The 23,498-nt window shown below is 68.5% G+C and carries 24 protein-coding genes; 13 read left to right on the top strand and 11 right to left on the bottom strand.

Translation table 11 applies throughout. The features are described 5' to 3' along the window. Positions 1–182: 182 nt before the first annotated feature. Together DW307_RS04465 and DW307_RS04460 are read right to left on the bottom strand one after the other, a co-directional pair. On the bottom strand, positions 183–689 hold the full coding sequence (locus tag DW307_RS04465; RefSeq protein ID WP_051668161.1) for a DoxX family membrane protein: 507 nt from the start codon (positions 687–689) through the stop codon (positions 183–185). Then, positions 686–1,141 carry a DM13 domain-containing protein gene (locus tag DW307_RS04460; protein WP_029267894.1) on the bottom strand — a complete coding sequence of 152 codons (456 nt, stop codon included), beginning with the start codon at positions 1,139–1,141 and terminating at the stop codon, positions 686–688. The genes DW307_RS04465 and DW307_RS04460 overlap by 4 nt, the downstream gene beginning before the upstream one ends. A 167-nt stretch (positions 1,142–1,308) precedes the next feature. Between DW307_RS04460 and DW307_RS04455 the strand changes: the two genes are divergently transcribed. The 5 genes from DW307_RS04455 (at position 1,309) to DW307_RS04435 (ending at position 6,640) form a co-directional block, all read left to right on the top strand. Next, positions 1,309–2,007, top strand: a complete 699-nt coding sequence (locus DW307_RS04455) for a response regulator transcription factor (protein ID WP_136024123.1) — start codon at positions 1,309–1,311, stop codon at positions 2,005–2,007. 2 nt (positions 2,008–2,009) lie between these two features. Continuing rightward, complete coding sequence (locus DW307_RS04450) at positions 2,010–3,158, top strand: sensor histidine kinase (protein ID WP_136024141.1); 1,149 nt, start codon at positions 2,010–2,012, stop codon at positions 3,156–3,158. Between the two features lie 10 nt (positions 3,159–3,168). Continuing rightward, entirely contained in the window at positions 3,169–5,133 is a 1,965-nt protein-coding gene (locus DW307_RS04445; RefSeq protein ID WP_136024121.1) for a M13 family metallopeptidase, read from the top strand. Positions 5,134–5,243: 110 nt separating this feature from the next. After that, positions 5,244–6,209, top strand: a complete 966-nt coding sequence (locus tag DW307_RS04440) for a serine hydrolase (protein WP_136024119.1) — start codon at positions 5,244–5,246, stop codon at positions 6,207–6,209. 29 nt (positions 6,210–6,238) lie between these two features. After that, positions 6,239–6,640, top strand: a complete 402-nt coding sequence (locus DW307_RS04435) for a hypothetical protein (RefSeq protein WP_021198251.1) — start codon at positions 6,239–6,241, stop codon at positions 6,638–6,640. An 18-nt stretch (positions 6,641–6,658) separates the two neighbouring features. On the opposite strand, the gene DW307_RS04430 is transcribed toward DW307_RS04435, so the two are convergent. After that, positions 6,659–8,098 (bottom strand): MFS transporter, encoded by a 1,440-nt coding sequence (locus tag DW307_RS04430; protein WP_081859788.1) that lies wholly within the window; start codon positions 8,096–8,098, stop codon positions 6,659–6,661. A 100-nt stretch (positions 8,099–8,198) separates the two neighbouring features. Here DW307_RS04430 and DW307_RS04425 point away from each other — a divergent pair, with 100 nt between their 5' ends. Then, positions 8,199–8,888 (top strand): GNAT family N-acetyltransferase, encoded by a 690-nt coding sequence (locus DW307_RS04425; protein ID WP_029258551.1) that lies wholly within the window; start codon positions 8,199–8,201, stop codon positions 8,886–8,888. Between the two features lie 40 nt (positions 8,889–8,928). Here DW307_RS04425 and DW307_RS04420 read toward each other — a convergent pair whose 3' ends face one another. Then, positions 8,929–10,398, bottom strand: coding sequence for a peptide MFS transporter (locus DW307_RS04420; RefSeq protein WP_136024117.1), 1,470 nt, complete (start codon positions 10,396–10,398; stop codon positions 8,929–8,931). A gap of 115 nt (positions 10,399–10,513) precedes the next feature. Between DW307_RS04420 and DW307_RS04415 the strand changes: the two genes are divergently transcribed. Beyond that, positions 10,514–11,899, top strand: a complete 1,386-nt coding sequence (locus DW307_RS04415) for a glycine--tRNA ligase (protein WP_136024115.1) — start codon at positions 10,514–10,516, stop codon at positions 11,897–11,899. A gap of 49 nt (positions 11,900–11,948) precedes the next feature. Here DW307_RS04415 and DW307_RS04410 read toward each other — a convergent pair whose 3' ends face one another. Next, positions 11,949–12,908 (bottom strand): helix-turn-helix transcriptional regulator, encoded by a 960-nt coding sequence (locus tag DW307_RS04410; RefSeq protein WP_029258548.1) that lies wholly within the window; start codon positions 12,906–12,908, stop codon positions 11,949–11,951. A 67-nt stretch (positions 12,909–12,975) separates the two neighbouring features. Between DW307_RS04410 and DW307_RS04405 the strand changes: the two genes are divergently transcribed. Beyond that, positions 12,976–14,124: an epoxide hydrolase family protein gene (locus DW307_RS04405; RefSeq protein ID WP_136024113.1), complete on the top strand. Its 1,149-nt coding sequence runs from the start codon at positions 12,976–12,978 to the stop codon at positions 14,122–14,124. A 72-nt stretch (positions 14,125–14,196) separates the two neighbouring features. Continuing rightward, a complete protein-coding gene (locus DW307_RS04400) occupies positions 14,197–14,679 on the top strand; it encodes a hypothetical protein (protein WP_136024111.1) in 483 nt (160 codons plus the stop codon). A 55-nt stretch (positions 14,680–14,734) separates the two neighbouring features. On the opposite strand, the gene DW307_RS04395 is transcribed toward DW307_RS04400, so the two are convergent. Together DW307_RS04395 and DW307_RS04390 are read right to left on the bottom strand one after the other, a co-directional pair. After that, positions 14,735–15,160, bottom strand: coding sequence for a DUF1801 domain-containing protein (locus DW307_RS04395; protein WP_021198258.1), 426 nt, complete (start codon positions 15,158–15,160; stop codon positions 14,735–14,737). Next, the gene (locus DW307_RS04390) at positions 15,157–15,729 is read right to left on the bottom strand and encodes an HhH-GPD-type base excision DNA repair protein (RefSeq protein ID WP_136024109.1); all 573 of its coding nucleotides are present in this window, start codon (positions 15,727–15,729) and stop codon (positions 15,157–15,159) included. The genes DW307_RS04395 and DW307_RS04390 overlap by 4 nt, the downstream gene beginning before the upstream one ends. A 144-nt stretch (positions 15,730–15,873) precedes the next feature. Here DW307_RS04390 and DW307_RS04385 point away from each other — a divergent pair, with 144 nt between their 5' ends. After that, positions 15,874–16,359, top strand: coding sequence for an SLATT domain-containing protein (locus tag DW307_RS04385; protein WP_136024107.1), 486 nt, complete (start codon positions 15,874–15,876; stop codon positions 16,357–16,359). A gap of 320 nt (positions 16,360–16,679) precedes the next feature. On the opposite strand, the gene DW307_RS04380 is transcribed toward DW307_RS04385, so the two are convergent. From DW307_RS04380 to DW307_RS04370, 3 genes are all read right to left on the bottom strand, one after another. Next, entirely contained in the window at positions 16,680–17,234 is a 555-nt protein-coding gene (locus DW307_RS04380; protein WP_136024105.1) for a Swt1 family HEPN domain-containing protein, read from the bottom strand. Further along, positions 17,231–17,854 carry a DUF5343 domain-containing protein gene (locus DW307_RS04375; RefSeq protein ID WP_136024103.1) on the bottom strand — a complete coding sequence of 208 codons (624 nt, stop codon included), beginning with the start codon at positions 17,852–17,854 and terminating at the stop codon, positions 17,231–17,233. The genes DW307_RS04380 and DW307_RS04375 overlap by 4 nt, the downstream gene beginning before the upstream one ends. Before the next feature lie 132 nt (positions 17,855–17,986). Continuing rightward, on the bottom strand, positions 17,987–19,282 hold the full coding sequence (locus DW307_RS04370) for a glutamyl-tRNA reductase (protein WP_029258544.1): 1,296 nt from the start codon (positions 19,280–19,282) through the stop codon (positions 17,987–17,989). A gap of 87 nt (positions 19,283–19,369) precedes the next feature. Between DW307_RS04370 and hemE the strand changes: the two genes are divergently transcribed. Beyond that, complete coding sequence (gene hemE / locus DW307_RS04365) at positions 19,370–20,392, top strand: uroporphyrinogen decarboxylase (RefSeq protein WP_029258543.1); 1,023 nt, start codon at positions 19,370–19,372, stop codon at positions 20,390–20,392. A 2-nt stretch (positions 20,393–20,394) separates the two neighbouring features. Here the strand turns inward: hemE and DW307_RS04360 are convergent, their stop codons facing one another. Then, complete coding sequence (locus tag DW307_RS04360) at positions 20,395–21,297, bottom strand: NAD(P)H-binding protein (RefSeq protein WP_136024100.1); 903 nt, start codon at positions 21,295–21,297, stop codon at positions 20,395–20,397. A 67-nt stretch (positions 21,298–21,364) separates the two neighbouring features. On the opposite strand from DW307_RS04360, the gene DW307_RS04355 reads away from it, so the two are divergent. Continuing rightward, complete coding sequence (locus DW307_RS04355; protein ID WP_021198263.1) at positions 21,365–21,697, top strand: metalloregulator ArsR/SmtB family transcription factor; 333 nt, start codon at positions 21,365–21,367, stop codon at positions 21,695–21,697. Between the two features lie 46 nt (positions 21,698–21,743). Next, positions 21,744–23,345 (top strand): protoporphyrinogen/coproporphyrinogen oxidase, encoded by a 1,602-nt coding sequence (locus tag DW307_RS04350; protein WP_136024098.1) that lies wholly within the window; start codon positions 21,744–21,746, stop codon positions 23,343–23,345. Positions 23,346–23,498 lie beyond the last annotated feature (153 nt).

The raw sequence follows: 23,498 nt of genomic DNA, 5'->3' as shown, positions 1-23,498 counted from the left end.
TCGCCCACGGCGACATCCTCGTCGTCACCTCGAAGATCGTCTCCAAGGCCGAAGGCCGCGCCCGCCGAGCAGCCGCGACGCCGCCGCTTCTCCCTGCGACGCCGCGGCTGATACGGGTGCGACCGGGCCCCCACCCGGCCGCACCCGCGTCCCCGTTTGAACGGTCGGGCTCTGCCGACGCTTCAGGCCTCCCACAGACCGGAAGTCGCAGCAGTCGCTTCGGTCGCTTCGGTCGATTCGCGCCGACGAGCGCGCAGCCATCCGTCCATCCCGAATCGTCCGGAGACGGTGAGGAGGAGCACGACTGCGGAGAGCACGACCATCGCCGGGTACTGGGCGATCAGCTGGTCCGCGCTCCAATAGAGCATGAGCGTCCCGATCGACAGGAAAGCCGCGATCCTGGTCAGGAATCCCGCGACCAGCAGCACGCCGAGAGCGACCTCGAGAGCGGGCATCACCACACCGAACACACCGGGCGCCATGCCCATGAACGACGCGAGCGGCTCGAAGAACCACGGCACCCGAGGGTTCCCCTCCGTGCTCTGCGCCACCAGCTCGATGTCGGCCGCTCCGAATCCGGCCCGGTACTTCAGGATGCCCTCGATCAGCCAGAGCACCCCGACCGCCACCCTGGCCCCGGCGCCGAGCAGCGAGAGGGTGAGGACGCCTGCGGGTCGCGATCCGATCATGAGAGCTCGGCTGCTCCGAACACGGCCTTCGCCTTGTCGCAGTGGATCACGACGTAGGAGTACTCCGAGGTGTCGACGCCGTCGAGCGTGAAGGTCTGGGTGGCGGTGTCGAACGAGACGGCATCCACGAGCATGCCCGCAGAGACGGCGGCCTCATCGGTGCCGTTCGTGAGGTAGACGTGCAGATCGGGGCCTTCATCTGACGAGAACCCGGACAGGGCGATCTCGTCGTCGGTCACGGTGACGGTGCCCGACACCTTCTTGTCGTTCAGGCCCGCGAAGGTGCCCGTCTTCTCAGCCATGTCCATCTTCGTGGTCGAGGTGCCGGAGTCGGCACTCTGCGACGCCGAAGACGAGGGCTTGGCGTCTTCCGTCGCAGCCGGCGAGCTGCACGCCGACAGGGCCAGGGCGAGGGTGAGGGCCGCGGTGGCGGCGAGAGCGATCTTGCGCATGAGATTCTCCAGTTCACTGTGTGTGCGACTCTGTGCCCGGAGCGACGGATGCCGCGGCGGATCGCACTTCGATGAACGCTACGAACGCGCAGACGCCGGTGGAGAAGACCTTTCAAGACTGTAAGGAACCGGCCGGAGGCGTGCATCGCGCGACTAGTGTCGACCCCATGCAGGAGCCAGCCGAGGTCGTCGTGGTCGAAGACGACCCCACGGTCAGGGAGGCGGTGGGTGCCTATCTGCGCGCCCACGGCTACGCGGTCTCCAGCTTCGGCGACGGTGTCTCGGCGCGGACGGCGCTGCGCGGGAGCATCCCGGACGTGGTGATCGTCGACCGGATGCTCCCGGGCATCAGCGGTGATGAGCTGTGCCGTGATCTGCGCTCGTTCTCCGACGTGCCCATCATGCTTCTCACCGCTCTCGGACAGGTGGAGGACCGCATCGAGGGCTTCGAGTTCGGCGTCGACGACTATCTCGCGAAGCCGTTCTCGCTGCGGGAACTGCTCATGCGCGTCGGTGCGCTGGTACGGCGCTCGCAGGTGACGCAGGCCGCGGTCGGCGAGGTGCGTGCCGGCGTGTTCGCGATCGATCCGCTCCGTCGGCGCGTGTGGGTGCGCGGCGAGGAGATCGCCCTCACCGGTCGTGAGTACGACCTGCTGCACTTCCTGGTGCGCAACGAGGGGCGCCCGCTCGGTCGCGAGGAGATCCTCCGCGAAGCCTGGGGCTGGAGCTTCGGCGAGGCCTCGACGGTCACCGTGCACGTGCGCCGGCTGCGGGAGAAGATCGAGGCGGATCCGCGAGACCCCGTCCACCTGCGCACGGAGTGGGGCGTCGGATACCGTTTCTCGGCAGAGGAGGATCCCTCGTGATCATGCTCGCCGGAGCCGATGTGCTGCTGATCGTGATGACGTGCCTGCTCGTGGCGGTCTGCGTCGCGGCGCTCACGCTCGCCGTGCTGCGAGTGCTGCGCCGTCGCTCTGTCCGCGCGCAGTTGATGCTGGTCGCGAGCGCGGGGGTCGTCACGATGGCGGCCTCGGTCGTCGCGATCTCGCTGGAGATGTACATCTCGACGCACGACCTGACCGTGCTCCTCGTGGTGATCGGGGTGTCCCTTGTGCTCGGGATCACGACTGCCTGGGTGGTGGCCAGGGCGATGCGTTCGTCGTTCGATCGTCTGTCGGCATCGCTCGACGAGGTGGGCCGCGGAGGTGTGATCGTCGCCGAGCAGGGAGGATCGCGCGAGCTGGACGATCTGTCGGTACGGCTCGCCGAGGTGTCGGCGAAGGTCGATGCCGCGAATGCCGAGCTGGAGCGGCTGGACTCGGCGCGACGGCGGTTCTTCGCCTGGATCTCGCACGATCTGCGCACGCCCCTGACGGCGGTCCGTGCGCTCGCCGAGTCGATCGAAGACGGCGCGGCCGATGCTCCGGAGCGCTTCGCCGGGCAGGTGCGGGTGCAGGTGGAGACGATGAGCCGCATGGTGGACGACCTGTTCGAGCTGTCGACGCTGACCTCGGGAGCCGTGCAGCTGCAGACCCAGCAGGTCGAGCTGCTCGACGTGGTCTCGGATGCGGTCGCCGACGTCGCGGCCGCCGCAGATCGCCACGGCGTGCGCATCGTCGAGCGCGGCGTGGGCGGTCACGTGCTCTGGGCGGACCCGCATCAGCTCGGACGGATCGTCGTCAACCTGCTGACCAACGCGATCCGGCATGCGCCGCGCGGCACGGACATCGTCATCTCGGCCACCGAGGTCGAGCGGAACCGCCTCGTGCTCGGCATCCTCGATCACGGCGCGGGTGTCGCGGTGGAGGATCTCGACCGCATGTTCGACGTCGGCTGGCGCGAGGACGCGGCCCGCACGGCCCCGATCGATCAGGACGGCGTGGCTTCCGGGGCCGGTCTCGGGCTCTCGATCGCGCGCGGCCTGGCGCGTGCGCACGGCGGAGAGGTCTTCGCCGAGCGGACCGACGAGGGGTTCCGCATGAGCGTGCTCCTGCCGTTCGGGGGAGGCGGGTCATAGGCTGGAGCGCATGACTGACGTTCTTCCCGTGGGCCTCGCCCTTGATGAGTTCAGCTCCGACATCCGCCCGCAGGACGACCTCTATCGTCACGTGAACGGGGCGTGGCTCGCCCGCACCGAGATCCCGGGCGACAAGGCGCGCTGGGGCTCGTTCCACCTCCTCGCCGAGCAGGCGGAGAAAGACGTGCGCGCGATCATCGAGGAGTCGCAGGACGCCGAGGAAGGGACCCTCGCCCGCAAGATCGGCGATCTGTTCGCGAGCTTCATGGACACCGAGCGCATCGATGCCGCCGGGGTGACGCCGCTGGCCGAGACCCTCGCCGAGATCGACGCGATCGACGGCATCCCCTCGTTCCTGCGCACCGTCGGCGCCTACGACCGCGACGGCCGTGCATCGCTCATCGGCCTGTACGTCGACGGCGACCCGGGCAACCCCGAGCGCTACCTTCCGGTGCTCGTGCAGGCGGGTCTGTCGCTGCCGGACGAGAGCTACTTCCGCCTCGACACGTTCGCCGCCACCCGGACCGCCTACCGTGCACACCTCGAGCGGCTGCTCGGCCTGGCCGGCGTCGCCGACGCCGCGACGAACGCCGACCGTGCGATCGCGCTCGAGACCGAGCTCGCCGGGCACCACTGGGACAACGTGCGCAGCCGTGACGCGGTGGCCACCTACAACCTCAAGACGTGGGACGAACTGCAGGCGCTCGCCGGGGTGGACCTGACCCCGTGGCGCGAGGCGGTCTCGCCGTCGAACCCGGCGGCCTTCGATGAGGTCGTGGTCTCGCAGCCCAGCTTCTTCGAGGGGCTCGGCTCGCTCCTGACGTCCGAGCGCCTCGATGACTGGAAGGCGTGGCTGCGTGCCAAGGTCGTGCACGCGGCGGCTCCGTACCTGACCGATGATCTCGTGCAGGAGAATTTCTCGTTCTACGGCACCGAGCTCACCGGCGTTCCCACCATGCGCGAGCGCTGGAAGCGCGGCGTCTCGCTCACCGAGGGCGCGCTCGGCGAGGCGATCGGCAAGGTCTACGTCGAGCGGCACTACCCGCCGACGGCGAAGGCCGCGATGGACGAGCTGGTCGCGCACCTCATCGAGGCGTATCGCCAGAGCATCACCGAGCTCGAGTGGATGACGGCCGAGACCCGGGAGCGCGCGCTCGCCAAGCTCGACTCGTTCACCCCGAAGATCGGACACCCCGAGGTGTGGCGCGACTACTCGAGCCTCGAGATCGATCGGGCCGACCTGTTCGGCAACGTGCGTCGCGCATCGATCTTCGAGCACGACCGCAACGTCGACAAGGTCGGCAAGCCCATCGACCGCACCGAGTGGCACATGCCGCCGCAGATGGTCAACGCGTACTACAACCCGTCGATGAACGAGATCGTGTTCCCGGCTGCGATCCTGCAGTACCCGTTCTTCGACGCCGGTCGCGACGCCGCCGCGAACTACGGGGGCATCGGGGCGGTCATCGGTCACGAGATCGGCCACGGATTCGACGACCAGGGCAGCCGCTACGACGGCGACGGCCGGTTGCAGGACTGGTGGACGGATGCCGACCGCTCGGCTTTCGAGGAACGCACGAAGGCCCTGATCGCGCAGTACGACGCGCTCGTCCCCGAGGGGCTGGATGCCGAGCACCACGTGAACGGCGCGCTCACGATCGGCGAGAACATCGGCGACCTCGGCGGACTCGGCATCGCATTGAAGGCCTACGAGCTGTCGTTGGACGGCGCGGAGGCCCCGGTCATCGACGGGTACACGGGCGTGCAGCGCCTGCTGCTGTCGTGGGCGCAGGTGTGGCAGCAGAAGAGCCGGGATGCCGAGACGCTGCGCCTGCTGACGATCGACCCGCACTCGCCGAACGAGTTCCGCTGCAACCAGATCGTGCGCAACATCGACGCTTTCTACGAGGCGTTCGGAGTGAGCGAGACCGACGCCCTCTGGCTGCCCGCGGCATCGCGAGTGACCATCTGGTGACCAATCGTCGCACTCTGTGAAGCATCCCCCGGCGGTGGGGTTACGATAGCCCTGCCGCTGGGGAGCGTCTCCCCTCGGTATCCCGCACATCCACCCCCCTAAGGATCAGCGTGGGCGCTCTCGAGCCTGGTGAAGGCTTCCGCAACTCCTCGGCCCCCGAGTCCCTCGACGGCGCCCCGGAGGCATCCGGCGCGGGTCGCCGCTCCCAGCGCACCAGCCGTCGACTCCCACGACGAGCCGCCGCCGGACGCCGGTCGTTCACGGCCACCCTCCGCTCGCTGGAGGGGCTGGTCGATTCCGGTGCGCAGGTCTCGGTGCACGTCGTCGACCTCGACAACCATGTGCACGTGCTTGCCGGCGACGACCACGTCACGATGCCGATCGCGGGCCTCGGCGTGGTGCCGCTCCTGATCGAGGTCGCTGCGGGCTTCCAGAGCGGTGCTCTCGATCCGTTCGAGATCGTCGAGCGCGAGAGTGTCGAGGCGGTGGAGACCTCGGGACTGTGGCGTCATCTGCATGCGCCGGCGCTGCCCCTCGAAGACCTCGCCGTGATGGCGGCGACCGCGGGAGATCCCATCGCGGTGAACGCGCTGCTGCAGCGGGTCGGACACGATCGGGTGCGCGAGCGCATCGAATCGCTCGGGCTGCGTCGCACCGCGCTGCTCGACCGCTTCCGCGACCGCCGCGGGCCCGACGACGCCCCGCAGGTCGCCGTGGGATCCGCGCGGGAGCTCGCCGGGCTCTTCTCCGCTCTGGTGAACTCGCAGGTGGTCGACGCCGCCGTCAGCGCGCAGGTGTCGGAATGGCTGAGCCTCAACCAGGATCTGAGCCTGGTCGCAGCCTCCACGGGTCTCGACCCGTTCGCGCACGATCACGATGCGCACGGCCTCCTGTTCGTGAACAAGACCGGTCGCGATCGTGGAGTGCGCGCCGAGGCGGGTGTGCTCGCCGGTCCTCGTGCCGGGGTCGCCTACTCGCTCATCGTGTGCTTCGACGACCTCTCGATCACGCATCGCCTGCGCGCGCACGACGCCTTCCGGGTGCTCGGCGTCGAGCTCATGGAGTACACGCACTGACGATGCCGTCGCGTCGCTAGCATCGAGGGATGCCGCGATCTGACTGGACCCCGCACCGCCGTGATGACGGCGAGCTGCTGGGATGGATCCACCCCGATGGAGACGAGTGGGTGCCCGTCGACGTACTCGGGCGACCCGTCTCCGCTCCCGCGGAGTGGCTCGATGCCGAGGCTGCTCTCGAACAGCACGGCATCGCCTGGCTCGCCGATCCGTGGATGCTGGACGGCGAGGACGAGCGCCCGCTGCGGGTGCGCATCCTCGAGGTGACGCCCGACGAGCACGAAGCCCCGGGACGGATCGTGGTGAAGATCGACGACTTCGGCGATATGACCCGTCCAGCGACCACGCAGTTCATCCTGTCGTGGCCGATCCCGGACCGGCTGCGCCCACCGCGCGAGGACGACCCGGATCCGCGCACGATCGCGCGCTGAGGTGGGTCGCTGACGGGCTCAGTCGGGCAGTGACGGATGCTGCTCCGCTGCGCGCTGCCTCGGGATGAAGAGCGACAGCACCACGGCGATCGCCCCCGCGGCGATCGCGAGCCAGAAGCACACCTCGAACGCGGCCCTGGTGGGAACGGCGACACCGTCGATGTCCATGCTCATCGCGGCCAGGACGCCACCCATCACGGCTGAGGCTCCCGACGTTCCGATCGACCGGAACAGCGCGTTCAGCCCGTTCGACGCTCCGGTCTCGTTGGCCGGGACGGAACGCATGATGATCATCGGCATCGCGGCGAACGTGAAGCCGATCCCGACGCCGATCAGCAGGTTCGCGATGAGGACGTGCCACACCTCGCTCGACCACAGCAGCACGAACACGTAGGCGAGCACGATCGCGGTGGCACCGACCGTGAACAGCGGGCGCGGACCGACCGTGCGCTCGAGCCAGCCCGAGAGCGGCGAGATCACCATCATCACCAGGCCTGCCGGCATGATCACGAGTGATGCGGCGACCATGTCGAGGCCGAAGCCGCCACCGGTGGCCGGCGCTTCGAGCATCTGCGGGAACGTCACGTTCGAGGCGAAGAGCGCGAAACCCATGCCGATCGCGGCGATGTTGGTGAACAGCACCGCCGGCCGCGCGGCGACGCGGAGATCGAGCAGAGGGTCCGTGGTGCGCAGCTGGTACCAGCCCCACACCAGGAGCACCGCGAGTCCGCCGATGATGCACGTGAGCGTCAGCGGTGAGGTCCAGCCCCACTGCGCGCCCCGCGAGACGAAGAGAAGGATGCCGGTGAGGCCGATCGCGAGGCCGATGGCGCCGATCACGTCGAGTCGGCCGGGGGAGCGCAGCACGTCCTCGGGGATCACCGCGATCACCAGCGCGAGGCCGACGGCACCGAGGGCGGCCGCGAGCCAGAAGAGCATGTGCCAGTCGGCGTTCTGGGCGAGGAGGGCGGCCACGGGCATGCCGATCGCCCCACCGACGCCCATCGTCGCGCTCATGAGGGCCACGGCGGTGCCGAGGCGCTCGGGTGGCAGCACGTCGCGCATGATCGCGATGCCGAGCGGCACGACGCCCGTCACCGCACCCTGGAGTGCGCGACCGATGATCACGCCGACGATCGAACCGGAGACCGCGGCGATCACGGAACCGAGGATCAGGATCGCGAGGAGTGCGATCACGACCCGGCGCTTGCCGTACATGTCTCCGAGTCGGCCCGAGATGGGTGTGGCGACCGCGGCGACGAGCAGGGTGATCGTGACGACCCACGTCGTGTCTTCGCGCGAGGCGTTCAGCAGCTGCGGCAGCTCGGCCTGCAGCGGCACGACCAGCGTGAACATGAACGACGAGCAGAGACCCGCGAAGGCGAGCACGGCGACGATCGCCCACTTGGGAGGGGTGCGGGAGAGCCGCTTCCTGGCTCTGTCGTCACTCGCACCCACCGGCTCAGGCTATCGGCGATCGAGCGGTGCGGGGTCGATCAGCGGATGCGATCCGCGCCTCCGATTCCTCGAACGGGCCGAGGAGGGGCAGACTGGGTGCGTGCGAACCATCCGTGATCTCGACACCGTTGAACTCATCCTCGACGCGCAGGGCCTGCTCGACTCCATCCGGGGTCCGCAGCGCGTGGTGGATGCCGGAACCCTGCGCGCCCTGCAGCAGTCGGGCAACTACGTCGTCGGCTTCTTCGACGGTGAGGGCGACGACGAGCGCATGGTGGGCGCCTCCATCGCCTTCTTCGGCGAGCCCGCGCGCCGTGCGATGCACTCGCACATCACCGCCCTGCTCCCCGAATACCGCGGTCGCGGTTGGGGTCGCGAGCTCAAGGAGCACCAGCGCCAGTGGGCGTTCTCCCGCGACGTCGGCCGCATCACGTGGGTGTTCGATCCGCTCGTGGCACGCAACGCGCACTTCTTCTTCACCGTGCTCGGCGCACGCGCGACCGGCTACTCGGTCAACCGCTACGGCATCTTCGGCGGCGGCGACGCGGGCGATGAGAGCGACCGCCTCGATGTCGAGTGGGCGCTCGCCGACATCGCCAAGCCTCCGGCCGACGACACGGTCGTGGAGACCCTCGAGATCCCGGCCGACATCGAGGCGCTGCGCGTCTCCGATCCTGCGGCCGCTCACGAGTGGCGCCTGCGCCTGCGTGCGCAGATGGAGGGTCTGCTCGGCAGCGGCCTCCGGATCGCCGGGTACGACACCGCGCGCGGCTACCTCTTCACGGCCTGAGAGGATCCGCTTCACCGCGTGATCTGCGGACGCGGAGCGCTCAGCGCACCCCGCGCATGAGCTTCAGCACGGGCTTCACGCTGAGCAGCAGCCCGATGCCGACCACGATGGCGATGCCGCCGAGGATCGAGAAGAACGGCACCTCGTCGGTCGGATCGTAGAACCGTACGAGCTCGCCCGAGATGGCCGTGCCCAGCGCGATCGACAGGAAGAAGAGCGCGACCATCTGCGTGCGGAACACGGTCGGTGCGAGCTTGGTGGCAGCCGACAGGCCGACCGGTGAGATGAGCAGCTCGGCGACCGTGAACACGAAGAGGATCCCGACGATCGCGAGCAGCGGCGTGGAGTTCGCTCCTCCGCCGGCGAACGGCAGGAAGAGCAGGAACGCCGATCCCATGATGATCGCGGCCAGCGCGAACTTGACCGGGGTCGAGGGCTGTCGCTTCCCGAGCTTGGTCCAGATCGCCGCGAAGACGCCGGACAGGATGATGATGAACACCGGATTGATGGACTGCACCCACGACACGGGCATCTCCCATCCGAAGAGATTCCGGTCCAGGCGCTGGTCGGAGTAGATCGTCAGCACGGTGAACTGCTGCTGGTACAGCGACCAGAATGCGACGCTCGTGATGAACAGCGGCAGGAACGCCCATACTCGGGAGCGTTCGGTGGCGTCGATGCGACGGCTGCCGAGGATCACCGAGAAGTAGGCGACGGCGGCGACGATCGTGACGCCGATCACGAGGGTGGCGAGGTTGTCGGGCCGGATCACGCCGGTCAGCACCAGGACGGCGACGAGTACGACCGCGCCACCGGCGATGAGCCCGACCAGGAGGTAGCGGGACTTCGGGAGCGGGTTCGGCACCTCCCGCGCCGAGGCGGGCAGCGACGTGCGACCGAACGCGTACTGGATGAGTCCCAGTGTCATCCCGATGGCCGCGAGTCCGAAGCCGTAGTGGAAGCCGAGCGAGGACTGCAGGATGCCGGTGAGGATCGGACCCAGGAAGGCGCCGAGGTTGATGCCGAGGTAGAACAGCGAGAACCCGGCGTCCCGTCGCGGGTCGTCGGCGCTGTAGAGACTGCCCACGACCGACGTCGCATTGGCCTTGAGTCCACCGGAGCCGAGTGCGACGAGCACCAGGCCGACGCCGACACCCACCGCTCCGGGGAGCAGGGCGAGGGCGAGGTGTCCCGCCACGATCACCATCGCGCTGACGAACAGCACCCGCTCCGCGCCGAACAGGCGATCCGCGAGCCACGCGCCCAGGATCGTCGAGAGGTAGACCGATCCTCCGTACGCGCCCACGATGCCGCCCGCGATCGCCTTGGGGATGCCGAGGCCGCCTTCGGTCAGCGAGAAGTACAGGTAGATGAGCAGGATGCCCTGCATGCCGTAGAAGCTGAAGCGCTCCCACATCTCCACGCCGAAGATGTGCACCAGGGCCCACGGTTGCCCGAAGAACCGGGTGTCGTCGTCGCGGGTCCGCGGTGTTCGCGCTGCAGTGCTCATCCCCAGGACGCTACTCCGGCGCAGCCGCCGGGGCCAGGGAGCGCGCGGGAACCACGGATAGAATGAGGTGCCCGTGTTCACGGGTTTCCTCCCGCATCCGACCATTGGAGCCACCATGGCCGAACAGTCCCGCCTCGACAAGGTCATCGCCCTCGCCCGCCACCGCGGGTTCGTGTTCCAAGCGGGTGAGATCTACGGCGGTTCCCGGTCGGCCTGGGACTATGGCCCCCTCGGTACGGAGCTCAAGGAGAACATCCGCCGGCAGTGGTGGCAGACGTTCGTGCGCGGTCGTGGCGACATGGTCGGCCTCGACTCCAGCATCATCCTGCCCAAGCGCGTGTGGGAGGCGTCGGGTCACGTCGCGACCTTCACCGACCCGCTGGTCGAGTGCCTGCAGTGCCACAAGCGCTTCCGCGCCGATAACCTCATCGAGGACTTCGAGGCGCGCAAGGGTCGGAAGGCCGAGAACGGTCTCGCCGACATCCCCTGCCCGAACTGCGGCACCAAGGGGCAGTACACCGAGCCCAAGGCGTTCTCCGGTCTGGTCAAGACCTACCTCGGCGTCGTCGACGACGAGTCGGGTCTCTACTACCTGCGCCCCGAGACTGCGCAGGGCATCTTCGTGAACTTCTCGAACGTGCTCACCGCGAGCCGCAAGAAGCCGCCGTTCGGCATCGGCCAGGTCGGCAAGGCGTTCCGCAACGAGATCACGCCCGGAAACTTCATCTTCCGCACTCGCGAGTTCGAGCAGATGGAGATCGAGTTCTTCACGCCGCCGGCCGAAGCGCAAGAGTGGTTCGAGCACTGGGTCGAGGCCTGCTGGAACTGGTTCATCGATCTCGGCATCGACCCCGAGAACATGCGTCAGTTCGACGTGCCGGAGGACGATCGCGCGCACTACTCCGCCGGCACGATCGACGTCGAGTACAAGTTCGGCTTCGCGGGCAAGGAGTGGGGCGAGCTCATGGGCGTCGCGAACCGCACCGACTACGACCTCTCCAGCCACAGCGAGGCGTCCGGCCAGAGCCTGACGTACTTCGACCAGGCAACGGGCGAGCGTTACACCCCCTACGTGATCGAGCCGTCCTTCGGCCTCACGCGCGCGATGATGGCGTTCCTCGTCGACGCCTACCGCGAGGAGCAGGTGCCCAACGCCAAGGGCGGCACCGACGTGCGCACCGTGCTCAAGCTCGACCCGCGCCTGGCTCCGGTCAAGGCCGCCGTGCTGCCGCTCAGCCGCAACGAGAACCTGTCGCCGCTCGCTCGCGAGGTCGCCGACACGCTCCGCAGCTCGTGGGCTGTCGACTTCGACGACGCCGGCGCGATCGGTCGCCGCTACCGTCGCCAGGACGAGATCGGCACCCCGTTCTGCGTCACGGTCGACTTCGACTCCCTCGACGACCGTGCCGTCACCGTGCGCGACCGCGACACCATGGCGCAGGAACGCGTCTCGATCGACGAGCTGCAAGCGTACCTGGCCGAGCGCCTGCGCGGCGCCTGAGCACCCGGCATCCGGACCCCGTCGGCCTCATGCAGGCCGGCGGGGTCTTTCATGTGCTCCCGGCCACCGCGCGTGCGTAGCGCTCGGAGAGCAGCTGCAGGCGGGGGATCAGCTCGGGCGGGCTCTCGACCGTGAAGTCCATCATCAGCATGCCGATGTAGGCGGCGACGGTGTCGAGGCTGTCCGCACCAGTGACGAGGATGCAGTGCTCGTCGTCGACCGGCTCGACCACCCCGACTGCGGCGTGGATCCGATCGAGCACCGCCGCGGCCGGCGCATCGATGCGCAGCCGGGCGTGCACGATCCACCCGCTCACGGCGATGGTCCGCATCGCGAACGCCGTGTAGTCGCCGCCGGGCAGCGGCTGGGGATCGAAACGGCGATGGGTCGGCATCCGCAGCTCCATCCAGTCGACACGGTACGTGCCCCACTCGTCGGTCGCGGGGTTGCGGGCGACCAGATACCAGCGGCGCACCCAGGTGAGCAGCCGATACGGCTCGACCAGCACGGGCGCGCCCTCGTAGTCGAAGCGCAGCCATTCCTCGTTGCGGATCGCGCTCGCGATGGCCTGCAGCGACGCGGCGTCGACCTCGGGGTCCGGTGCGTCGGTGTCGTTGTTCTCCGGGGCGCGGTCGACGCTCGAGCGCAGCGCATCCACCGTCGGGCGCAGGTGCGAGGGCAGCACCTGTTCGAGTTTGGCGAGTGCCCTGGCCCCCGACTCCGCCACCCCGGCGATGCCCGCTGCGGCGCGGAGTCCGACCGTGACAGCCACGGCTTCCTCGTCGTCGAGGAGCAGCGGAGGGAGGCTGCCACCGGCCCCGAGACGGTATCCGCCGACCGATCCGCGCGTGGCGTCGACGGGGTATCCGAGGTCGCGCAGCCGCTCGATGTCGTGCCGCACGGTGCGCGAGGAGACGCCGAGCCGGGCGGCGAGCTCGGTTCCGGAGCGGTCGGGGCCGGTCTGCAGCAGGGCGAGCAGGGCCAGCAGCCGCGCGGTGGGATCGGCCATGAGAACTCCTCGAAAGTTCCTCATCATTAGGAACGAATCCAACCTAATGCACTCCTACCTTCAAGATATGGAAAACACGACGCTCACGTTCCGCCCCTTCACCGTCTCGGTCTCCGCCGCCGAGGTCGCCGATCTCCAGGATCGCCTCGCCCGTACCCGTCTTCCGCAGCCTTCTCCGACGGATGACTGGGATGCCGGCACGCCCAACTCCTACCTCCGGGAGGCCATCGCCGCCTGGCGAGACTTCGACTGGGCCGCTGCCCAGGAGCGGATCAACGCCGTCCCGCACTTCACCACCGAGATCGACGGCCAGACGATCCACTTCCTCCACGTGCGCTCGGCCCACGAGGGCGCGACACCGCTGCTGCTCGCCCACACCTACCCCGGTTCATCGATCGACTACCTCGACCTGATCGACCGTCTCGTCGACCCCGTCGCGCACGGCGGTCGCGCGGAAGACGCATTCGATGTCGTGATCCCGGACGCGCCGGGCTACGGCTTCTCGCAGCCGCTCGCCTCTGCGGGGTGGACGACCGCCCGGGTCGCCCAGGCTTACGACCGGCTGATGCGCGGGCTCGGCTACGACAGCTACGGCATCCACGGCTCGGACAACGGCGCCATGGTGGCGCGCGAGCTGGGACTGCTGAACCCGGAGGGTTTCCTCGGACTGCACGTGCTGCAGCTGTTCTCGTTCCCCTCGGGTGACCCGGCGGAGTTCGAGAAGCTCGAGCCCGCGGACTACGCCGGCCTCGAGCACATGCAGTGGTTCCAGTCGGTCGGCGGGTACAACGCGATGAACTCCTCGCGCCCGCAGACCGTGTCGGTGGGGATCAGCGACTCCCCGGTCGGGCTGCTGGCTTACAGCGAGCTGTTCAACTCGTTCGGCAACGGCACCTCCCTCGTACCGTTGGAGAAGATCCTGCTCGAGGTCAGCGTGAACTGGTTCGCGAACGCGGCATCCGGCATGTCCCGCAGCTACCTGGAGAACGCCAGGGCCGACGCCGCGGCCGAAGGCGCCGAGCCGCGCATCAACGCCGCGCGCACCGGAGTCGCGGTCTTCGCCGACGACTTCCAGACGATCCGGGTCTTCGCCGAACGCGACAACTCGAACATCGTGCACTGGAGCCGCTTCGACGAGGGCGGGCACTTCGCCGCTCTGGAGCGCCCCGACCTGCTCGCCGGCGACATCCGTGCGTTCTTCGCCGACGTCCGCTGATCCTCGATCTCGAACCCCTGCTGTCCAGGCCCACCCGTGCATCCGTCGCTCGGGTGGGTCTAGCATGTCGGCATGTTCGAGCGGTGGAGCGAGTTCAACGTCGCGATGGCGGGGGCGACAGCCGCGCTCGCGGGCCTCGTGATCGTCGCGGCGAGCGTGAACATCGCCGAGATCGTGAAGTCGCGCACCCTGACCGCGCGGCTGCTGGCCGGGATCGCCGCCCTGCTCCTGGCGCTCGCGGTGTCGGCGCTGGGGCTGATCCCCGGCATCGACGGCCCGTGGTTCGGCGCGGCGGCCGTCATCGCGACACTGCTGGCCGCGGTGTTCCAGGTGCACGCGACGCGCCTCATCGCGACCGATCCGAGCCCCGAGGATCGTGCCCGTCCGCTCAAGTACCTGGTCGGCTTCCTGCCGATCTTCGCCTATCTCACCGCGGGTGTGCTGGTGTGGATCGGGCATCCGGCCGCACTGTACTTCGCGGCGGCGGGCTGTCTGCTGGCGATCGCGTCGGCCGTCGTCGTGTCGTGGGTCGCACTCGTCGAAGTCCTGCGCTGAGAGACCGTGCGCTGAGAGACCGTGCGCTGAGAGACCGTGCGCTCGTGCTCGCGACTCAGCCCGTGACGGTGAGCTGCACCTCGGGGGTGCCGCCGGCCTCGACCCAGGCGAGTGAGCGCTCCAGGATGCCACGCAGCACGTCGAGGTCGATCTGCTCGAGGTCCTTGATGTAGAGGCAGCCAACGCCGGTGGTGTGCGGGCCGAGCTTCGCGAGGGCCTCGCTGTGCGCGGCGACGCCGTCGAACAGGTAGATCGTGGTGGCGGCCTTGCGCGGGGCGAAGCCGAGCAGTCCGCTGTCGCCCTCGGTGCCGGTGGGGTAGCGGTAGTGGCAGGATCCGAACCCGATGATCGTGCCCCAGGTCTGCGGTTCGCGTCCGGTGATCTCCTGCATGAGCGCGGTCAGGGTCTCGGCGTCCCGGCGGCGGACCGCGGGGGAGGAGCGGGCGATGAGCCCTGCGACGTCGTCCCCCGTGGGTTTCACTTCGAGGCCTTCGCCGCGGCCTTCATGGCCTTCTTGTGCTCGCGCACCTTCGCGAGCGAGTCCGGCGAGACGATGTCGGCGACGCTGCGGTACGACCCGTCCTCACCATAGGGAGCGGAGGCCTCACGCCACCCCTCGCCCGTGAAGCCGTACTGCTTGCCGAGGAGGGCGAGGAAGATCTTGGCCTTCTGCTCGCCGAAGCCGGGAAGGGCTTTCAGTCGCTTCAGCACCTCGGGCCCCGACGGGTCCCCTTCGGTCCACAGGGCGGCGGCGTCGCCGTCCCAGTCGTCGACGAGGGTCTGGCACAGTGTCTGCACGCGTGTCGCCATGGACCCGGGGAAACGGTGCACGGCCGGCGTCTGCTTGAACGCCTCGAGGAACTCGTCCGGTGCCATGCCGGCGATCGTCGCGGCGTCGGCTGCTCCGGTGCGCTGCTCGATCTTGAGCGGACCGGCGAACGCGGTCTCCATCGGAACCTGCTGGTCGAGCAGCATCCCCACGAGGAGGGCGAGCGGATTGTCGGTCAGCAGCTCATCGGCGGCGGTGTCTCCGGTGATGTGAAGGGCCATGAGTCCATCCTCTCGCGATCCGATCAGATCGCGAGAGGCTCCTGAATGATCGCGTAGCGCAAGAAGCCAGCGGGACGCACGCTGGGGGGAGGGGCATGAGCTGCTATCCGGTGTCGCTGGTGAACTGCTGCAATACTGACGACCATGGCGCAACCGACCACCAAAGCTATCGAACGCCCTCTCATCCCCGGGATGTCTCCACTGGAGGCGGCGAGCGATCTCCTGCTTTCGTTGGGAGAGGCGCGATCCTATGCGCAGAATCGACGCCGGAGTTGGTCCCGATGGTCGACAGGGGTGAGGCTTCTGATGTTCGCCGTTTCGGCCATGGCGACGATCACTTTGGGCTTGGCGGCTACGGATGCGTGGGGAAAGGTCGGCTTCGTCCTTTCTGCGTTGGTGACGTCGCTGACAGCCCTGGAGCCCTTCTTCAATTGGCGGAGCCGGTGGATCGACGCCGATGATGCGCTTGCCGGCTGGTACGACGTCGAAGAAGAGTTGCGCCGGATGGTGGCTACCTCAACCGAGTCCGGCCTGACGCACGCCGAGGTCGATCGACAGTACAAGCGCTACCGCAAGATCTGGAACGACTGGTCCGCGAGCTGGGTGTCTGCGCGTAAGTCCACCGATTAAGCCGGGTGTCGTGCCCTGAAGCCGTATTCTGCCCAACTGGCTGGTGTGTCCGCGCCAGCGAGGTTCATCGGCGTTGAGCGCCGACCAGCTCATGTTGTCGCTGCGCCGACGTGCTTCGGGTCAACCCCACATCGGGCACACACGGGAGTGACACCAGCGCACGGTCGTCGCCGAGTAGAGTCCGCTACGTGTTCGGGTGGATCCGGTACTAGAACAGCCCCATCCCGTCGACGCCTTCAGCCCAGACGCGGTAGCTGCTGTCCGCCATGCCTCCAGTTTGTCACCGGGAAGGCCAGGTGGTGGCGTCGTCGTCTGCGGCACTAGCCCACCACGCGCAGCCAGTCTCTAACTCGAACCTCCATCCGTTCGACGTCGGCTGCAGTTAGGCGACCAGTGTGTGCCAGTGCTCTCCTCGTGCGGTTCAGCTCCGCGAAGTAATACGTCACCCAGCCTTGATCGCCGAGGAGCGGTTCAAAGTAGACCCATTGGCTCCTGATGATGTCTCCGTACTGCGGGAAATCCACGTACGACAACAATGAGTCGCCTCGCGGGCCGTGCCAACGAGCTTTCTCGTCGTCTTCTTGTCGCTTCTCAGCGCTCCTGCGGATTGACGCATCGACTCCACTGTCCCACCAGCCGGTGCCGTGGGCTTCCTTCAAAGTAGATTCCACGAGTTCACGGATCGAGTTCTCGAGGCAGTAGAGAAGCTCATAAACATCGCCCATCGCGGCCGCTTGAGCTCGAGCTTGTGCTGAAAACCTCGAAATGGTGTCCTCCGCCTTGACCGGAGGGGAGCCCTCTTCCACAGCCAATGCGCGGTTGATTGCCATCGACCTAAACAAGAAGGCTTGCAGGCCAAGATCCGTCGCAGTCATAGCAGGTTCGCCTTGAGTGACTTGAAGATCGCGTCATAGACAGCGACGTCTGTTGAGAGGGGAAGATGCACGTGAACGTCATGCCGCAAGCTGAGTGATCCACCAAAGGCGGGCACCGCGCCTGGCACTGGGGCGTCGCCTTCGCTGGCAGCGTCTCGGGGAGCTATTTGATCATCTGCTAAGCCTGAGGCTGGCGGGTCGGCCTCGAAGTCCGCGAGGGTGGCCAATGCCTTGAAGGTTGATGCCATCTTCTGGGTAACCGATTCGCCTTTGTCTGAAAGGCGCCCGAACATGCCGGCAAGTTGCTGAGACGATTTGGAGTGAGCCTCGGTATCCACGGCATACAAATCGCTGTACCCACGACGGAGGGAGGCCGCCATGACCCGTTTTGATGATGATGGATCCTTATAGTGTCGGTAGGTTTCTGTTGGCCGTCCGCTCTCATCTAGAAAACCGATCGCCTTCATGACCGGAATAATTGGCCGATCAGAAGAGCTGGCAAAGCCGATCTGCTTGAGGAACTCATACGTAAAGGCTTGTGGCACTCCTGCCTTTTGGATTGCTTCGAAGACCTTTGCGGTGTTCTTCGTGCTCGTGAGGTAGGCAGTAGGCACAGTCATGGGCACGACTCTAGGGAGAGCGTGCCGCCCTCAGCAAGGGCGGTCCGGTATCGGGACACGCGGCGTGATCGCCTTCAATGCCTAACGGGCCGGATACTCACGTTTGGCAGCTGGTAACCGTAGTCGAGCGTGTCAGGCGGTGGCGGCGTCCTCCGACGACTCAGCCTCGGGTGCGATGCCGTAGAGCGCGGCCAGTGCCGCGGTGAACTCGTCGGCACGACCCGCCGCGGCGAGCTCGTGAGCGCGCACGGTCGGAGTGTGCAGCAGCACGCCGGAGAGGTGACGCAGGGCCTGTTCGACCTTGCCGTCCTCGTCGCCGCGCGCCCGGGCACGATCGATCTCGCGTTCGAGCAGCTCGAAGATGTGCGAGCGGAAGGCCACGACCGACGGGGTCACGCTCTGACGCGCGCCCACGACATGGAACGTCTCGGCGGCTTCGCGGACGACGCTGCGAGCGGCATCCGTCGCCTGCAGTTCTTCGAGCGGTGCGTGCAGGCGGATGGTCTCGAGGTCGAGCAGTGCGACGCCCTCGAGGGAGGCGACGGCGGGATCGACGTTGCGCGGCATGCCCAGATCGACCACGAGCTGGCTGTGCGCGCCCACGGGGCAGCCTGCTGCGGCGGGACCTGTCGGCAGCTGCAGGTGCTCGGGGCCGAGCACGGGCTCCGTGGCCGTGGTGCAGGTGATGAGCAGGCTCGAGTGTGCGGCGGTACGGGCGTACTCGTCGGCGGTGATCGGACGGATGCCGTGCTTCGCGGCGAAGACCTCGGCGCGGCCGGAGGGCGAGTACACCGAGATGTTCACGGCGCCGCGCTCGCGGAGCGTGGCGAGAGTGACCGCGGCGTAGGCGCCGGTGCCGACCAGAAGCACGCGCTCGGCGGACCAGTCGGCGATGCGGCTGTCGGCGAGTTCGAGCGCGAGGCGCACGAGCGAGCGGCCGGCACGACCGAGGGCGGTGACGTTCTTGACCTTGCGTTGTGCCTGGCTGGCGCGCTGGAAGAGGCGCTCGAGCTCGGGCGAGGTGGTGCCGTCCTTGCGGGCGGACTTGAGGGCGCGGCGCACCTGGCCGGCGATCTCGCCCTCGCCGGAGACGACGGATTCGAGGCCGGAGGCGACGGAGAAGAGGTGCTCGGCAACGCGTCGACCCGAGTGCACGGTGTAGGCGCCGTCGAGGTCGGCGGCGGAGATGCCGGTCGCGGACTCGACCGCCTCGATCACGGCCTCGACGCCGATGGCGCCGGCGGCGGTGACCGGTTCGTCCATTTCCACGTACGCCTCGAACCGGTTGCACGTCGCCAGGACGACCGCACCCTGCACGCACGGCGTCATGCCCACGATGGTGGGAGCGACGTCGTCGGGGGTGCGGCTCAGGCGTTCGAGCAATTCGAAGGAGGCGGTCTTGTGACTCGCCGTCACACACAGCAGCACAGATCGATTGTACCGGAGCGTCTGCGGGCGAGGGTCCGACCCGTCGAACTCGGCGGCTCCATAAGGCGCGGATGGGAGGATGGACGCATGGCCCTCTCCGACGCCCCGCTCCTGCGCGCCCTCGCCGGCGACCGTCCTGCCCACCCTCCGGTGTGGTTCATGCGACAGGCCGGCCGGTCGTTGCCCGAGTACCGCGAGCTGCGCGTCGGAACCAGGATGCTCGATGCCTGCCTCACCCCTGACCTCGCCGCCGAGATCACTCTGCAGCCGGTGCGTCGCCACGGGGTCGATGCGGCCGTGTTCTTCAGCGACATCGTGATCCCGCTGCGCCTCGCCGGCGTCGATGTCGAGATCGAGCCCGGTCGCGGCCCGGTGTTCGCGAACCCGGTGCGTACGGCAGCCGACGTCGAGCGCATCACCGCGATCGACCCGGACGACCTGGACGGCACGGCCATCGCCGAAGCGGTCCGTCTCGTCACGGCGGAATTGGGCGACACCCCGCTGATCGGGTTCGCGGGCGCGCCCTTCACGCTCGCGGCCTATCTCGTCGAGGGCGGTCCCTCCAAGGAGCACCTGCGGGCCAGGGCCATGATGCACTCCGACCCGGACTCGTGGAACCGGCTGGCTGGCTGGCTCGCCAAGGTCTCTCGCCGCTTCCTCGAGACGCAGCGCGACGCCGGAGCCTCGGTCGTCCAGCTCTTCGACAGCTGGGCAGGATCCCTCAGCACCGCCGACTACCGCGCCTTCGTCGCCCCGCATTCGCACGCGGCGCTTGCGGGCATCGGTCTGCCGACGATCCACTTCGGCGTCGGCACCGGCCCGTTCCTCGCCGACATGCGCCTCGACGGTGCGGCCGACGGGGTGGGAGTCGACTGGCGCCAGCCGCTCGACGAAGCGGCCGCGATCCTCGGGCCGGATGTCACGGTGCAGGGCAACATCGACCCGGCGCTCCTCGCAGCCCCGTGGCCGGTGCTCGAGGCCCACGTGCGCGACGTCGTGGAGCGCGGCCGTGCGGCGCGAGCCCACATCCTCAACCTCGGCCACGGCGTTCCTCCGGAGACCGATCCCGACCAGCTCACCCGTATCGTCGAGCTGGCGCACGCGATCTGACCTCAGGCCCTCCGTGCCGGCTGCAGGCGGTGCGTGATCCGCAGGTCGTCGAGGGTGAAGCGTCCCTGCGGAAGTGCTTCGCGGATGCGCGCATCGTCGAACGGGCGTGACGGCCGGATCCCGAGGGGCGCTTCCGGAGCGAACGGCGCGGGTTCGCTCACGCCTTCGGCGAGCATCCGCGCCTGGGCCTTCGCGACGAGCGGCACGACCATGGTCCACTCCGTCACCTGCGCCAGCGCGCGCACCATCCATGTCGGCACGGGGACGAAGGCGGGTCGGCGTCCGGCGACGCGGGCGATGCGGCGGATGGCCTCGCCGAGCGTGATCTCGTCGGCTCCCATGACGGCGATCGTCGGTTCCTCGATGCGGCCCTCGAGAGCGGCGACGAGCACATCGACCGCATCCTCGACCGGTACCGGCCGTGCCGTGCGCTCGCGATATCCGACGGTCCAGAAGAACGGCAGGGTCCGCACCGCCTTGGTCACGTGGTCGATCATGTGGTCGCCGGGGCCGTAGATCATGCCGGACTTGAGGATCGTGTGCGGGATGCCGGAGGCGCGCACGATCTCTTCCGCCTCCCACTTCGACTCGTGATAGCCGGACCCGCAGTCGGGGCGTGCCCGGAGGAAGCTGACGAGGACGATGCGCTGCACCCCCGCGCGGCGAGCGGCCTCCACGACGGCTCTCGTGCCGTCGACGTGCACGCGACGGAAGGTCTGCTCTCCGATCTCGCGGTTGATCCCGGCGCAGTGCGCGACGGCGTCGCACCCCTCGAACGCGGAGGCCAGCGCGTCGACGTCGGTGATGTCGACGCCGTTTCGACGGGAGACGACGACCGCATCGTCGAGACGTTCGGCGAGGTTCCTGCCGACGAAACCGGTACCGCCCGTGATGGCAACTCGCACGATGCCTCTCCTTCGCTCATTAGCTACGCGGCTAAACACTATCTAGCAAAGGTGCTATATTGCAACCATGGCAGACAGCGCGACCGACATCTTCGCAGCGCTGGCGCACCCTACGCGGCGCCAGATCCTGCAGGACCTGAAAGACGGTGAGCTCGCGGCCGGCGAGATCGCGTCGCGCTTCTCCGCGAGCGGCCCGACCATCTCCCGTCATCTGAGCGTGCTCCGCCAGGCCGGACTCATCAGCGAGCGCCGCGACGCCAATCGCATCCTCTACTCCCTCGTCGGCGAGCGCCTGGCTCTCTCGGTCGGCGACTTCCTCTCCACGGTGTGCCCTGAGCAGATCGTGCTGCGCGAGGTGCGCAAGCGCGGGCGCGGTGCGTCGGAGCCCGTCGAGGCGTGAACCGTCCGTCGCCGGGGCCCGACCGGCCCGGTGCGAGAATTGACGCATGAGCCCTGAGCCCTCCGCTGCCGAGCCGTCCGACCTCGCCGCCCGTGCGGCGGACAAGCATGTCGTCGTGGTCGGAGGCGGCATCGGGGGCCTCGTCGCTGCGCGGGAGTGCGCCAAGGTCGGGATGCGCGTCACCGTGCTCGAGGCCGCCGACGATCTGGGTGGCGCGATCCGTCGAGTCGATCTGGATGGCGTGATCGTCGATGCCGGCGCCGAGAGCTACGCGACCAGGGGTGGCCTCGTGCGAGCGCTCGTCGAGGAGCTGGGACTGGCCGACCGCATCGTGGTCCCGCAGGCCGGCGGCGCATGGCTCGCCGGCATTCCCGGAGTGGGCGCGGCACCTCTCCCGGCCGGCGGCATCCTCGGCATCCCCGCCAACCCTTTCCAGCCCGACGTCCGCCGCATCATCGGGTGGTCCGGCGTCTGGCGCGCCTATCTGGATCGCGTGCGGCCGCCACTCACGATCGGCCACCAGCTCAGCCTCGGCAAGCTCGTCGCCTCGCGCATGGGGGCGAAGGTGCGGGATCGCCTCGTCGCTCCCGTGACGACCGGTGTCTACTCCGCCTCTCCCGACGACGTCGACATCGATGTCGCGGCGCCCGGACTCAATGCCGCCCTGACCCGGGTCGGCTCCCTCTCGGGGGCTGTGCAGACGCTCCGTGACGAGGCTGCGGCGAAAGCCTCTCACGCCGCGTCGGGGGCGAAGTCGCCAGCAGCGAAGACCCCCTCTACGACACCGGGAGCCGCCGTGGAGGGACTCTCCGGAGGTATGAGCACCCTCGTCGACGCGCTCGCCGCCGACCTGGTGCGGCTCGACGCCGACGTGCGCACGGGCGTGCGCGTGCGCCGTGTGCGCAAGGTGGGGGCGGCCTGGACTGTCGACGTCGAGGTCGCGCCTACCCGTGAGGTTCCCTCGAGCGTCGACGACGCAGACCCGCTCGTGGTCGAGCTGCAGGCGGCCGTCGAGGATTCCGCGCCGCCCGTGATCGAGGAGCTCGCCGCCGACGCCGTCATCATCGCGACCCCCGAATCCGCAGCGCGGGAACTCCTCGCCTCGGTGGTGCCCGACCTTCTGAAGACAGAGGCCGCAGCCTCTCCCGAGATCGAGATCGTCACCCTCCTCCTCGAAGCGCCGGAACTCGCCACCCCGCCCCGCGGTACCGGCGTGCTCACCGTCCCGGGCAGCCACACCGCCAAGGCGCTCACCCACTCGACGGCGAAGTGGGGCTGGGTGCGCGAGGCCGCAGGTGCTCGGCAGATCGTCCGGGTGTCGTTCGGCGCGCAGGGCGAGCCGGCGGCCACCGCGGGCCTGAGCGACGACGCGGCCGCAGACCTCGCGCGGCGAGAAGCCGCCGCCCTGCTCGGCGTCGCCATCGGCCCTGCGGCCGTCGTCGCCTCGCATCGGGGACGCTTCGTGCAGTCGCAGCCGGCGTCGATCATCGGGTCCGGAGAAAGGCGCACAGCGGCGCGCGCAGCTGTCCAGGCGGTGCCCGGCGTGGCCGCGGTGGGGGCCTGGCTGGCGGGAACGGGGCTCGCTCAGGTGGTCCCGGATGCGCGGGACGAGGCCGACCGTCTGCGACGCGCCCTGTTGTGGGACTGATCGTCGGAGTGGGAGTGCCCTCCGTGTCAACCCTCTGACCCATAGATGCCGAAATCGGCATACGGGGTTACGCTGGGTACCTGGCCGCGGGGTGCGAAAGCCTGCGGCCGGTCCCAACCGGGCGAATCTGGCCGGACTACCGGAACAAGGTGA

Source organism: Microbacterium sp. K27, from assembly GCF_004794435.1.
GTDB lineage: Bacteria > Actinomycetota > Actinomycetes > Actinomycetales > Microbacteriaceae > Microbacterium > Microbacterium maritypicum_A.
The sequence above is the reverse complement of the archived record's forward strand: the minus strand, read 5'-3'. Positions and strand labels throughout refer to the sequence as shown.